13 protein-coding genes are annotated in these 12,358 nt (G+C 51.9%); 8 read left to right on the forward strand and 5 right to left on the reverse strand.

The window, feature by feature from the left end; genetic code table 11:
• Positions 1–154: 154 nt before the first annotated feature.
• Positions 155–733 (reverse strand): Crp/Fnr family transcriptional regulator, encoded by a 579-nt coding sequence (locus EBAPG3_RS07575; protein WP_040851946.1) that lies wholly within the window; start codon positions 731–733, stop codon positions 155–157.
• A 261-nt stretch (positions 734–994) separates the two neighbouring features.
• On the opposite strand from EBAPG3_RS07575, the gene EBAPG3_RS07580 reads away from it, so the two are divergent.
• The 3 genes from EBAPG3_RS07580 (at position 995) to EBAPG3_RS07590 (ending at position 2,857) form a co-directional block, all read left to right on the forward strand.
• On the forward strand, positions 995–1,312 hold the full coding sequence (locus EBAPG3_RS07580; RefSeq protein ID WP_004176780.1) for an ElaB/YgaM/YqjD family protein: 318 nt from the start codon (positions 995–997) through the stop codon (positions 1,310–1,312).
• Positions 1,313–1,375: 63 nt separating this feature from the next.
• Positions 1,376–2,434, forward strand: a complete 1,059-nt coding sequence (locus tag EBAPG3_RS07585; RefSeq protein WP_004176782.1) for an SGNH/GDSL hydrolase family protein — start codon at positions 1,376–1,378, stop codon at positions 2,432–2,434.
• 102 nt (positions 2,435–2,536) lie between these two features.
• A complete protein-coding gene (locus tag EBAPG3_RS07590; RefSeq protein ID WP_004176783.1) occupies positions 2,537–2,857 on the forward strand; it encodes a DUF1840 domain-containing protein in 321 nt (106 codons plus the stop codon).
• A gap of 195 nt (positions 2,858–3,052) precedes the next feature.
• On the opposite strand, the gene EBAPG3_RS07595 is transcribed toward EBAPG3_RS07590, so the two are convergent.
• The 3 genes from EBAPG3_RS07595 to EBAPG3_RS07605 form a co-directional block, all read right to left on the reverse strand.
• Positions 3,053–4,327: a sialidase family protein gene (locus EBAPG3_RS07595; RefSeq protein ID WP_151898881.1), complete on the reverse strand. Its 1,275-nt coding sequence runs from the start codon at positions 4,325–4,327 to the stop codon at positions 3,053–3,055.
• 392 nt (positions 4,328–4,719) lie between these two features.
• Positions 4,720–5,517: a PEP-CTERM sorting domain-containing protein gene (locus EBAPG3_RS07600; protein WP_004176786.1), complete on the reverse strand. Its 798-nt coding sequence runs from the start codon at positions 5,515–5,517 to the stop codon at positions 4,720–4,722.
• 509 nt (positions 5,518–6,026) lie between these two features.
• Positions 6,027–8,096, reverse strand: a complete 2,070-nt coding sequence (locus EBAPG3_RS07605) for a hybrid sensor histidine kinase/response regulator (protein WP_004176792.1) — start codon at positions 8,094–8,096, stop codon at positions 6,027–6,029.
• A gap of 305 nt (positions 8,097–8,401) precedes the next feature.
• Here EBAPG3_RS07605 and EBAPG3_RS07610 point away from each other — a divergent pair, with 305 nt between their 5' ends.
• The 5 genes from EBAPG3_RS07610 to EBAPG3_RS14975 all read left to right on the forward strand — a co-directional run bounded on the left by EBAPG3_RS07610 (position 8,402) and on the right by EBAPG3_RS14975 (position 11,527).
• Positions 8,402–9,421, forward strand: a complete 1,020-nt coding sequence (locus tag EBAPG3_RS07610; protein ID WP_040851949.1) for a sulfate ABC transporter substrate-binding protein — start codon at positions 8,402–8,404, stop codon at positions 9,419–9,421.
• 480 nt (positions 9,422–9,901) lie between these two features.
• On the forward strand, positions 9,902–10,489 hold the full coding sequence (locus EBAPG3_RS07620; protein WP_040851967.1) for a BON domain-containing protein: 588 nt from the start codon (positions 9,902–9,904) through the stop codon (positions 10,487–10,489).
• 90 nt (positions 10,490–10,579) lie between these two features.
• Positions 10,580–10,798: a CsbD family protein gene (locus EBAPG3_RS07625; protein WP_004176797.1), complete on the forward strand. Its 219-nt coding sequence runs from the start codon at positions 10,580–10,582 to the stop codon at positions 10,796–10,798.
• A gap of 68 nt (positions 10,799–10,866) precedes the next feature.
• Positions 10,867–11,271 carry a hypothetical protein gene (locus tag EBAPG3_RS07630; protein ID WP_004176798.1) on the forward strand — a complete coding sequence of 135 codons (405 nt, stop codon included), beginning with the start codon at positions 10,867–10,869 and terminating at the stop codon, positions 11,269–11,271.
• 106 nt (positions 11,272–11,377) lie between these two features.
• Entirely contained in the window at positions 11,378–11,527 is a 150-nt protein-coding gene (locus tag EBAPG3_RS14975) for a lmo0937 family membrane protein (protein WP_004176799.1), read from the forward strand.
• Between the two features lie 147 nt (positions 11,528–11,674).
• Here EBAPG3_RS14975 and EBAPG3_RS07635 read toward each other — a convergent pair whose 3' ends face one another.
• Positions 11,675–12,307, reverse strand: a complete 633-nt coding sequence (locus EBAPG3_RS07635; RefSeq protein ID WP_004176806.1) for an SRPBCC family protein — start codon at positions 12,305–12,307, stop codon at positions 11,675–11,677.
• Positions 12,308–12,358: the final 51 nt, after the last annotated feature.

The following is a 12,358-nucleotide window of genomic DNA, read 5'->3' on the forward strand; positions in this document are numbered from 1 at the left end:
ATCCAAGCGAAAAAGTGACCGGGCAGGAACGGATCGTGACGAAGCTGAAGACCGGTATAGTGATTCCATTGCCCGAAAAGGGGTGAAATATGACCCGGTCAGGTACCTTTGCAGCCGATAAGAATTTTCAGGCTGGTTTAGTGAAGCATCCGGGCTAGGCCGCTCGCTGAGGCGGGCGCAGGCTGGCGCCTGAAGGCGTTGACTCAATCCACTTCGAGGGGCGCAGCGCTTGCGTAACCAAGGTATCAATGTGAGAGGAGGATGGACTGGTTACGGACATACGGGTGCCCGTGGCCGAATGCATGGGACGCATTGCGGTTTGTGCAATTCTTGCCGTCAGGCTTTGAGTATAACGCTGCAGCAAATAACGCAGCGGACTGCCAAGCTCGAACTCTCTTCTCAGATTAGCCGCCTTAAGGCGGTAGCTATAGCCACTCTTTTGTACAATTGCCTGGTTGGGTGCTGCTTTTCTTCCCATAAGCATGGCAATTCCGAATAAACCTTCATTGCCGATAATGGCAATCTTCTCGGCCATTCCGTCCTCCGTGGTTGCAAGGAGCGAAATGATGCTGGTAGTGGGGAAGTAAATGCGGTCAATTTCGCCGCCATCCTCATAGACAGCCCATCCCTCTGGCAGGGAAACAAGTTCAAGGCATGATTTCAAGCGCTCATAAACCTCTTCCGGGAGAGCGGCCAAAAAAAGATTTTGCTTGGGGGTATGCAAATATGACATTGGCTCCTCGCTGTTTTTAGTTCCGACTGATTTCCACAGATGGTTGACAGATGTGGGGAATAAATTCAATGATTGCAGGCTACACCGAAATTCAGGGGCCGTATGTGCGGTGCCAGACAGACCGGATTTGCGGAAACAAAGACAGTATGAGGGTCTTGAGCACCGGCTCTGATTCTTGTCTGGCTGAATGTTGACGGTGCGTGATGGGGCGTTGGTTGGTGCGCGGGGAATGTTATACTTTTTTTTTACATGGAGGATGTGATGGGTAAATATACCGCCAGGGAAAGCAAAGAAAAGCTTATTGAAGATTTTCATTCGGTGATTAACGATACCGAGGAATTGATGAAATCCGTAAGCAGTGAGAGCGGGGGCAGGGCCCAGGTTTTACGCGATAAAATCGAACAGAATCTGACGCACGCCAAGGAATATCTGCAAGATTTTGAAGATTCCGTCGTCGATAAATCAAGAAGCGCGGCGCGGATAACCGATGAATATGTACATGAAAATGCTTGGCGGACGGTTGGACTGGCAATCGGACTGGGGGTCTTGATAGGTTTGTTGATCAAAAACCGCGACTAATTCAGCCCGAACCTCGGTGCGGGCCAAAGGGTCCTATCATTAAATTGACCTGGGAGATTGACTGTGAAAACACAAGCGTTTTTTGCCGCGTCTTTTGCTCTGCTATTGACCGGCGGCAACGTTGGGGCGGCGCCTTTCAGCGGTTTGTATGCATTCGGCGACAGCCTCTCGGACGCGGGAAATAGTCAGTATGCCGAGCTGAGCCTCTATAAAAGATTATTGGACAATTGTTTTTTCCCCTGTCCTCCTTATGCTGACGGACGCGTTTCCAATGGAAAAGTTGCCACGGAGTATCTGGCGGATGCTCTTTTTCCGGGAGCGGTAAGTAGTGGTACTGCGAATTTTCGCAGCTATGCCGTGGCAGGGGCCACCTCAGGTATCGGAAACTCCGGCGATGGAGGCACTGCAATCGAGAAGGGAAACCTTCTTCCAGGTCCTATTCCTATTCCTGTTCCGGGCATACTTCCCCTGCCGGGGATGAACCACGAAGTGGGGCAATACATAAGTGATTCGAATCGCAGTGCCGATCCCAACGCGTTGTATTTCTTGTGGGGAGGAGCAAATGACTATCTGTCGCACAAAGATTTGACCACAGTTGAAGCGTCCCAGCTTGCCGCCCAGAATATTGCGGGATATGTAAGCGTGCTGGCAGGGGCGGGTGCGAGAAATTTTCTAATTCCAAATCTTCCGGACTTGAGCACCACGCCTTCTGTCGCCGCCCTGGGGGATCCGGCAAAGGCGGATGCGCACATGTTTTCCATTGTGTTCAATAATGAACTGGCAAGCCAGCTGGGGAACGTAAGCTCGCAATTTCCCGATGCCAACATATTTCAATTCGATACTTATACTTTCGTGAACGGCATTCTTGCGAATCCATCCGATCCCCACTACAACCTAACCGATGTGCAAAACGCCTGCTTGACGGCTTCCGGGTCTTGCGCCAATCCCGATGGTTTTCTTTACTGGGATGATTTCCATCCAACGACCCGTGGGCATGCCATCCTTGCATCGGCTTTTGCCAGCGCCGTGCCGGAGCCTGAAATGATGACCATGTTCTTGGCGGGCCTGTTCGTGGTGGGTATGGGGTGTAACAGACGACGCAAGCTTAGGTATGCGGTGTGAAAGCTGGGCTGGCAATGCGATCTTTGTCTGTTGCGGCCAACATGGTCTTTTCACATATTCTTGATCAGCGGTTTACCAAGACAATTTTTGCCGGAAACAATTATGCTGACGACATTCAAATGCGACGCCTACGCCGACATCACCCTGTTTGGTGATATCGCGCAGCGCCTGCTGAAGATGATGGGGCACAGCGGGACAGTACCCGGCGCGATACTGGCCGAGGATGTCCCGGTCGCGCTTGAGCGTTTGAAGAGGGCGATCGAAGCGGAAAAATCGGCAGCGGCTGCCACATCGGAACCGGATGCCGATGTTCAAAGCCGGGAAGGGGATGATCAGGCTGTGCGGTTCGATTACCGGGCCTTGCCCTTGATCGAGTTGCTCACCGCCGCGGCAAAGAAAAATTGTAATGTGATGTGGGAATAAATATACACTTGTTCTTATTTGTTTAATTCTATGTGGGACAACGAACAGAAAATTTGTTGAAATAGAGGAGAATACCTGTTGGGTATCTTTTCTTGCCCTCCCCTGAAGGATACCCCCGGTCCGGTAGCGGTTAATTTCGCGCCGGACTTTTTCTTTGTTATAAGCAGATGCACTTGGGGGGGACGGTAAGCGGAATCAGCGGCGTGGGGGAATTGAGCGAGCAGAGCCCATCAGGCTATCTGGAACAAATATCGTCTTAATGCCCTGACCTGGCGCTTCACCCGTCCAGGCCATGATGAAGTCTTGTCCATATGCGGCGAGCTGCGGAACGCCGGTGTCCCGTCCGCCACTGATGTCCCTGAGATACTGGATCGGACCCGCCGTACCATTGGCATATAATTTGCGAACTGCCAGGCCGGCTTTTCTGCTACTTGTATCCGCTGCGGTGATCCATGAAACGACCGCGGTACGGTCATCACTCCATGCGACACCCACGCGTCCGGATGGATCCGCCTTATCCACGTCAACGGGCTGGCCAAAACTTTGGCCGCCATCCGTGGAGAATGCAGCGCGTATGCGCGGATGATCATTCGCCGCGGTAAACCAGACCGCCACGACTTGCATTCCCCGTGCTGCCAGCATGGGGCCATTGACCGGGCATCCGGCAATCTCCCAGCCATCTCCATGCAGCGGTACAGGTTTTGTCCACTTGCCATGGTGCAAACGCGCCACCCGATGGTCGCGAATCTCATTATCGGTGCGGCCGCGCCAGGCGGCCACCGGGCCCGCCGGTGTCACAGCCACGGCCGGCCAACAGCAGGTGCAGGTACTATCGTCAATCACCTGCTCCTTATCCATGCCACCATCACGATGAATGCGCGTATAGCGCAAGGCGAAATTACCGGATTTTCCCTTATGCTTGCCGCCATCTTGCTTCACAAGGCGATCACGTCCGTCCAGCCAGATAATCCCCGCATCGCCATGCACCGGAAAAATGACGGCAAAACCGTGCTCGGCGGCCAATCCATCGCGATGCGGTGATTTGGGGGTACTCCAGGTTATGCCGGAGTCATTGGAAATGGATGTTGCGATATCGTAGTCGTAAGTACGGCCGCCTTTTCGTTTGACCAGCCAGTGCGCTACCCAGAACGACTTGTCGATGGCTACGACAGATGGGAAATCACTCCAGTTGATAAACCAGTCTCCGCCACGCGCGGCTTCACCCTGGCGTATCCATTTCCCGTCGCGCAGCAAGCCATATTTGAGCACATGATCTTTGTCAGCCGGCTCCACCCAGCTCATCAATATCCCACCATCGGGAAGCGATGCGAGACGAGGAAACTGCGCACCGGCTGCGGCGGGGTTTTCAATGACATGTATTCTGGCAACGGGTGGCTGCGCCGCTTCGGACGAAACGGCTGCCATCGTCAAACCGATTAGCGCGGCTGTAACATGCAAGCTATAAGTCAATGGTTTCGATCCGGTAAAATCAGGGCGGTAACAGCAATAGGGAAGTGTAAGGAGGAAAAACCTGTTTGGGAATGCGACATATTGCCGCACGACCATTTGTCGCACCTCCTGGACATTATGTTTCTATCTTACATATTGAAGATTATCCTGAACCAAGCCGTACGTCCGCGTTCATAGACCCGTCCAAGATTCACGAACCCTGGCGGTATATCTCCCATTCTGCGGCTTCCAGGACATCGAGACATTGGCTGTTTCAGATCCCGAGGTGGTGGTCGGATCTGGCCCGAGGCGCTTCTTGAATCTATTCATCATTAATTTCTCCTGGGATGAACTCGTAACATCGGATAGATGGACGAGAGAAGCGGAAATTGTCTAGGCACTATGGGTAATGCCTAGACATTTCCATGTGATTTACGCCGACGCACTATGGTACCCATCAACCCCAGTCCCGCCAGCAGCATGGCGTAGGTTTCCGGTTCGGGTACCACACCGGCCACCAGGGTGCCGGTAACGCCATATTTATTCAGGAGATTTGGATTAGAGATATCCTGCGACAGATAGTCCGCTCCCCCCAGGAATACCGAGTAGTCACCGGGTGCCAGGTTCATGAAAGTATGCGACACCCTGCCGTCTGCCGTGCCATCTGAGCCAAAGCCTGTACCGTCATAGGCATGACCGATATATTTGAAGAAACTCAGGGCGGCGGGTATGTCATTGACGGTATCCGGGGCGTTACCGATTTTCCAGTCATTCAGTGCTCTGAATGAGCCCTCGGTATAATCAGGCCGGTTGGCCCTGGATATATCCGATGAATCATAATCAGCCCCCATCGGGGCAACATGCGCAAGTCCCTGAAAGAGCGAAAAACCGGGCATCAGCCCGAGTTGCGAAGTGGAGACGTTGCCGCTATGGTCCGTGACTTGAGAAGTTGCCTGCTGGAATGAAAGCGTTACGTCGGTGGGGCTAAGCAATGTAAACCGGTACGCGAGCGTTTTATGGGCGTCGCCGTAGTCGGCATCTGTTCCATCGATCCAGCCGTAGTTGCCCGTCACCGCCTGGTCTGACCGGGTGGACATGGCATAGGTATCGTCAAAGGTGCCGAAATTGCGGCCGGTATAGCCGATGTGAGCCATCGCGGGCAGGGAAGTCATGCCGACCACGAAAAGTACGTGTTTGAGTGATTTTTTCATACAGAGTCTCTCGATTGATATTGTTGGATAACGGGAAGGCAAACAGCATATCGGGCAGGCTAATCAGCCAAACCGATGTGGCCGAGTATTTATTATCCATATCAATAAATCAATGTGGCATATTGTCACATGCGACAATTTGCCGCGTGTGACAATATGCCACATGCAATTATCCATCGAAGGCCACGTGTCAATGGGCATTTCCTTCGTGTGGCCGATTGAAAATATCATGACTCCATATGTCATGATATGACATCGGCGTTTTTGTGCGAAAGCGGAGACAAAAACCTGGTTGGGATTTATGGTGAAGACGAGGGTGTGAAACTATCACAAGCGGATCGTGGAGGGCGTCTCGGCGTTTCGGCGGGATCTTGATGGATTACGCAATACTCATCCATTATTCATAGGCATCAACCGGAAATTCTTCATTGCAGAAAATTGTCCTGTCATGCACGCAGCGGGGAGCAGTGGGGTGGGAAGCCAATGTTTGCAGGATACATTGGCGATTTTTATTTTTGCTCAACCAGCTCCTTGATCGCGGCGATCAGCTCCCGCGGTTCCACCGGTTTGGTCAGGTGCCCTTGATAGCCACCCTTTATCGCGCTGATTTTGTCTTCCGGACGGGCGAATGCCGTGAGTGCGATAGCTGGAATCTCCCCGCCGTTTTCGCCCGAAAGATTTCTTACGTCCCGAATGAATTGATATCCATTCTTCTCAGGCATGCCTATGTCACTGATAATCACATCCGGTTTGTCGGTCTGTAAAAGCATGAGTCCCTGCGCCGCGGTCCCGGCGGTGGTCACAGTGGCCTGATAGTGAGTGAGTATTTTCTTGATAAGCTCACGTGCGTCCAGTTCATCGTCAATCACCAGTACTTTTACTCCGGAGAGCACGGAATTATCGCCTTCGAAGGAATCGCGCATCAGGGGCGCTGGCTCGTTTTTCAGCTTATCACCCACGGTCGCCAACGGCAGGTTCACGATGAATGATGCCCCCTTGCCCATCCCGGCGCTTTCCGCTCGAACCGTTCCGCCATGAAGTTCCACCAGTTGTTTAACAATGGCAAGACCCAGACCGAGACCCCCATACTGCCGGGTCAGTGAAGCGTCGGCTTGCCGGAAACGATCAAAAACGTAGGGCATGAAGTCCGGTGAAATGCCCAGGCCGGAATCATTGATCCTGGCCTCAAGATAAGAGCCTATCTGCTCAACCACGACTTCTATCTTTCCTCCCTTGGGTGTGAATTTAATCGCATTGGAAAGGAGATTCCAGAAGATCTGCTGAAGTCGGTTGAAATCACCCGAGACCGGCCCGATGCGCCGGTCGATTTTTTTTTGCAGAATGATACCCTTGGCCTGTACCGTTGGATTTACCGACTCAACCGCTGCCTCGACCAGCGCGGTGGCGTCCAATGGCTGCATGTCGAGTCTTACCTTTCCTGAAATAATGCTGCTCATTTCCAGAAGATCCTCGATAAGCTTGTTTTGTGCGCGAGCATTTCGCTCTATGGTTTCCAGCCCCCGATGGATATCCTCTTTTTTCATGTTCCCGCTCAGAATGAGTTGGGCCCACCCCAGAATCGCATTAAGCGGTGTTCTAAGTTCATGGGAGAGCGTCGCCAGAAATTCATCCTTAAGCTGACTGGCCCGCTCGGCTTCGCTTCTCGCCAGCCGTTCATTTTCAAGCAATTGCCTCTTTTCCGCGTCCGCCAGAATCAGTGCTTCGCCGAGTGCCGCCACTTCATTGGTTGTGACTCCGCCGTAACGACTCGGACGAATGCCGCGGGTGATGCCGGCCACCTGGCGGCCGAGTTCGGCCAAAGGCTGCAATATTCCGAGGCGCGTATAAAAACGGATCACCATGGCAGCAAGCACAGCGATGAAAATGAGTCCGATCTCAATCATGCTTTGGCGCTTGAGACTGACCCGCTTGAGATCCGATTCGCTTTGCATGCGGCCGTTAAATGAATCCAGGAATTTCTGAATCGGCTCCATGACGGCAGCTTTCCCGGCAATATAATGATCGCCGAACAGCAAGCCAATGGCGAATTCCCGGTCGGGCTTGCCACTTACCGTGAAATTCCCCTTTCCATCGTCGTAGAGCCCTTTCACGGCCGCAAATGCCTGCCTTTCCACATAAACCAAGTCATTGGAGCGGTCCATGGATTCCTCAAGCAAGGCATATTCCTCATTCCTCAAACCGGCTTGACGAAACATCTCCAGCAACGAAAGCGTCTCCCCTTGCTCGACGTGTATGATCTTCCCGCCTGCCACAAGGTGCCAGTAAGTGGCGGCATAGTTCAAAGGCCGAGGCCGTTTGCCGTTGCGGATATCGAGGATCACATTGAAGTAGTACTCATAGATGGGTTCGCCAGTGACCACATGGTTACGCGCCATACGGGTAAGGTCATCCGAACTCTGCAGCAGCTCGTCCGCAAGCAGAAGCGCCTCCAGACGGTGACGCTCGTTGTTGTTGAGATCTTCGCGGATACTCAGCGAATTAAATATAAGCAGCCCGATGGCTATCAGCAGCAATATGAGGGCTACATTGGAGAATTTGGTAAAGCTTTTTATATTCACCGGACTCTGCTCCGTTCATCATCTTAAACAACGTTAGCGAAACTGAAATTTTATACATGGAGGCATCCGCATTGCCATTTTATTTACCGAACGCGGATTCCCGTGCGCTCCCTGGTTGGCCGGGTTGAGCGGGAGCAGCCGGATTACTATTCATTGTGAACTGTTTATAGCGTCCATGAACTTCTATTTGACGTATTCATGATTCCCGGCAGGAACATAAAGATTATTCAATTTATTCATTTTTATGCAACGTCCGTGAAATAAACAAATGTTAAATTTTCGCCTGGGTAATTACTCTGGAGAAAATGAAAATGAGTTTATATCGCTCCCGTTTTATTTTTGCGCTCCTCGTAATTTTGCTTAGCTTGGGAGTGGCCGCCGCCGCCCTGCATAGTATTTCTTATAGCAACAAGCCCGATTCCACGTGGGAAATGTACGAGGATTTCAATGTGGCATTTGCCAGGCACTGGAAAGCGCGATCCGGTGTAAACGTTACAGTCAAACAGGCCCATAGCGGATCGGGGGTGCCCGTGCGCGCCATGATGGATGGGCAGGATATCGTGACGCTCGCTTTATCTTATGATATCGAGGCGCTGAAAAAGAATACCCGGTTCACGTTGCCCGACTGGCAGGGATCTTCGCCGCAAAGTCCGCCATATACTTCGACCGTCGTGTTCCTGGTGCGTAAAGGTAACCCCAAGCAGCTAAAAGATTGGGGGGATCTCGTACGGCCGGGGATCGAAGTGATCACTCCCAGTCCAAAAACCTCAGGTGACGCACGATGGAATTACCTGGCGGCATGGGGGTATGCGCTTCAGCAATCCGGCGGCAATGAGGCGAACGCATTCGAATTTGTCAGGAAATTATTTTCCAACGTCACAATACCGGATTCCGGGCCCCGTAACTCGCGGCCCTCCGCCGCGATGGCAAATTTCGTTGAGCGTGGGCTGGGCGATGTGCTGCTGGTGTGGGAGAACGAAGCTCATCGAGTTGTCAGGGACCATGGGGGCGATAAGTTTGAGATCGTCACTCCGTCCATGTCGATCATGGCCGAACCTATAGTCAGCATTGTGGACAATGCGGCGACCGATGGTGAGCGCGACGTGGCCCGGGCATATATCGATTATCTCCATACCGCCAAAGCTCAGGACATCGCGGGTAAACACTACTATCGCCCGCGTGACGAGAGGGTAGCCGGGAAATATGCGACGCAATTCCCCTCAATCGATCTATTCACCGTCGATGAGCTTTTTGGTGGCTGGAAGCTGGCGGAAAGCAGGCATTTTGCCCGGGGCGGCGTCTTTGATCAGATGCAAGTGAAATAATGCGGGAAGCCGCGCTAAAATGTCATCGACCGGGCTGGGTCAAGCGAATAAGGAGGTCGGCCCACGGGCATGCAGGCATGGCTTTGACCGTCTTCACTCTGTATGTGATTTTCACGAATAAACTTCCAATCAGTCTCAAGTCACGCCCCTCCCACCGATCATCCCGTTTGCTGTCCTGCCGGTTTCATTCTATCCGGTAAAAGCTTCGTTTTTGGTATTTTTCTGATTATGTGTGTCACCGCACTGATCAGTTGGAGCCAAAAAGGGATGATTGCAACTGTGGAGCCGAGTATGCCTGCAGCAGCCTGCCGCACCTGAGTGAGATCGGCTCCAAAAATAACTGGCCGATCCATATTTTTTGGTCAATGGAAATAACTATTGATCCTCAAAATCGGCAAATCTCGCTTCGATTCTTCAGGTCCGGCAGGCTGCGAGTATTTTCAGCAATTCCAATTTCATTCAACTCTGGAGAAAAATAGCATGAATACCCAAAATAGATTATTCGTTCTGACTATCGCGCTTATCGGCGCGCTATCCATTGCCGGTTGCGGAAAAAGCGCTGAGAAAGCGGCTCCGCCGGGGGAGCCAAAACCCGAGGCTAAAACCACGGTGGGAACGGAAATCGATGACAGCGCCATCACCACCAAGGTGAAATCTGCGCTGCTGGCCAATGAGGATGTCAAGAGTTTTGATATCAAGGTCGAGACACGCAAAGGCGAGGTTCAACTGAGCGGTTTTGTGGATAACCAGACTCAGATTGATCGCGCCATTGCGGTCACCCGGGGGGTCGAGGGTGTCAAGAACGTGGATAACAAGATGAGCCTGAAGACTACCGCGACGACGATAGGCGACAAGATAGATGATGCTGTCATTACCACTAAGGTGAAAGCCGCGCTGCTTGCCGATGAGAGTATCAAAAGCTTTGATATCGCGGCAGTGACACGCGACGGTGAGGTTCAGCTCAGCGGTTTTGTGGCCAATCAGACTCAGATCGACCAGGCGGTCGCCGTCGCGCGCGGCGTCGAGGGCGTAAAGAATGTTATTAATGAATTGAGCATCAAGAAGTAAGCAAGCGACTGGAAAGGCGTCTGAAAGCAGCAGAAAGGAAGTTGCGTGTTCTTATTTATATTCATTACAGCCATATAGAAAGGAGTCAAAATGAACTGGGATCAAGTGGAGGGTAACTGGAAACAATTCAAGGGTAAAGTCAAGGAACAGTGGGGCAAGCTGACCGACGATCATCTCGATGTGATTGCGGGCAAACGGGATCAGCTGTCTGGGAAGATTCAGGAATCTTACGGAATCACAAAAGAGGAGGCGGAAAAGCAAATTTCAACCTGGGAAAAAAACCAGAAGGATATCTATCCTCCCAAGTAAAACGGTGCGGCATGTGGCGAAATGCGACATGCCGCATAGTCGTGTGGGAATTATAAGTTGAGGAAATCATGGATAAATTCAAAGTCATCGCGATCATCGCGGGTTTGGTATTCAGTTTCGGCACGATGGCGGGGCAGCATATGTCCAAGGACGCGTACAAAGCGGAAAAGGAGCGCATAGAACGCGAATACAAGGCCCAAAAGGCGCGTTGCGATTCCCTCGCGGGGAACGCGAAGGATATTTGCCGGATTGAAGCGAAGGGTGGAGAGGAGGTCGCGGAAGCCGATCTTAAAGCTCAGTATGAACCTTCCAGGGAAAATCGCTATAAAGCCCGTATCGCCAGGGCAGAGGCGGATTACGCGACCGCTAAAGAACGGTGTGACGATCAGGCCGGCGATGCGAAAGAGATTTGCCTTAAAGATGCAAAAGCCGCGGAAGCCGCTGCCAAGGCTGCTGCAGAGCGAGAAAAATAGAACCGGGATCTTATCCGCAGGTAATTCGTTATATGGCGGTATGTCCTGCAATCCGGACGAGCGCCCGGAATGTTGATAAACAGGTTAAACATGAAAGGAGAATATCATGCTCTATACCATTGCTGTCGTTCTGATCATTTTATGGCTGCTTGGGCTGGTGAGTTCTTATACCATGGGTGGCTTTATCCATGTTCTGCTGGTGATCGCGATCGTGGTTGTGCTACTTAGAGTCATCAGCGGCCGCAAACCCCTGTGAATTTTTTATCGCAATCCTCGGCCCATCACGATGCCGGCTCATGCTCCCAGGCGCACGCCGTGAATCGGGTTGGCCCCTCGGCCGTTTCCACGGATGGTATCGTGACAGCGGGCCTGCCGTGATCTGAATGGCTTTGCTACCGGAGCGCTAACCAGTGGTGAGTACGCGCTTTCTCCTGATTATTTCGTCCGATATTTCCTGGAATTGCTTTCGCGCTTCATTTTCGATGAAGTGGGGTCCTATAAACCGCAGAATCCACATATCGGGAATGATCTCTGCCTGATAGACAATACGGGTGTGATCGCCCTCTGGCAGCAACTGTGTTGTTTCTTCCATTTTGCGCATGTTGCCGCTAATCATGCGCTCCTGGATTTTCTTGAAAGGGGTCAAACTTATTTTTCGTACCGATTCAAGCGAAATCGTTAGAAAGGCATATTTTTCTATCGCGTGCTGGGAGACATGCACATCATTGCCCGACCTTCCGACAACCTTACTGGACTGGATGCTGGAAATAAAACGGGATATGTTATCGAAGTCTGTCAGTACTGCCCAGACTAGCTGGGGTGCGGCCGGAACGGTAAAAGTTGCATTCACGATGATTTGCTCACCATCATTCTCAACTTTAACGCGAATGTCGGTACTGTGACGCTGGACAGCCTGCGTGGCTGAGTTCACCGTCGACGTGTTTAATTTCCCTGGGAGCTTTCCTTCTTCGGCCAGAACCGGCTCGCCGAGAAACAGAAGCGGCAGAAAAGCGACAGATGTGGCAATTATCTTCATTAAATATGATTATAGAACCGTTTTACCTGAGGTTAAAATCATCATCGCAAT

The organism is Nitrosospira lacus (genome assembly GCF_000355765.4).
In the GTDB taxonomy this organism is placed as follows: Bacteria; Pseudomonadota; Gammaproteobacteria; order Burkholderiales; family Nitrosomonadaceae; genus Nitrosospira; species Nitrosospira lacus.

What these genes read in the sequence shown, in the direction of transcription:
- EBAPG3_RS07575 (WP_040851946.1), bottom strand. Translation starts at nt 733, where the DNA reads ATGTCATATTTGCATACCCCCAAGCAAAATCTTTTTTTGGCCGCTCTC.
- EBAPG3_RS07580 (WP_004176780.1), top strand. Translation starts at nt 995, where the DNA reads ATGGGTAAATATACCGCCAGGGAAAGCAAAGAAAAGCTTATTGAAGAT.
- EBAPG3_RS07590 (WP_004176783.1), top strand. Translation starts at nt 2,537, where the DNA reads ATGCTGACGACATTCAAATGCGACGCCTACGCCGACATCACCCTGTTT.
- EBAPG3_RS07600 (WP_004176786.1), bottom strand. Translation starts at nt 5,517, where the DNA reads ATGAAAAAATCACTCAAACACGTACTTTTCGTGGTCGGCATGACTTCC.
- EBAPG3_RS07610 (WP_040851949.1), top strand. Translation starts at nt 8,402, where the DNA reads ATGAAAATGAGTTTATATCGCTCCCGTTTTATTTTTGCGCTCCTCGTA.
- EBAPG3_RS07620 (WP_040851967.1), top strand. Translation starts at nt 9,902, where the DNA reads ATGAATACCCAAAATAGATTATTCGTTCTGACTATCGCGCTTATCGGC.
- EBAPG3_RS07625 (WP_004176797.1), top strand. Translation starts at nt 10,580, where the DNA reads ATGAACTGGGATCAAGTGGAGGGTAACTGGAAACAATTCAAGGGTAAA.
- EBAPG3_RS07630 (WP_004176798.1), top strand. Translation starts at nt 10,867, where the DNA reads ATGGATAAATTCAAAGTCATCGCGATCATCGCGGGTTTGGTATTCAGT.
- EBAPG3_RS14975 (WP_004176799.1), top strand. Translation starts at nt 11,378, where the DNA reads ATGCTCTATACCATTGCTGTCGTTCTGATCATTTTATGGCTGCTTGGG.
- EBAPG3_RS07635 (WP_004176806.1), bottom strand. Translation starts at nt 12,307, where the DNA reads ATGAAGATAATTGCCACATCTGTCGCTTTTCTGCCGCTTCTGTTTCTC.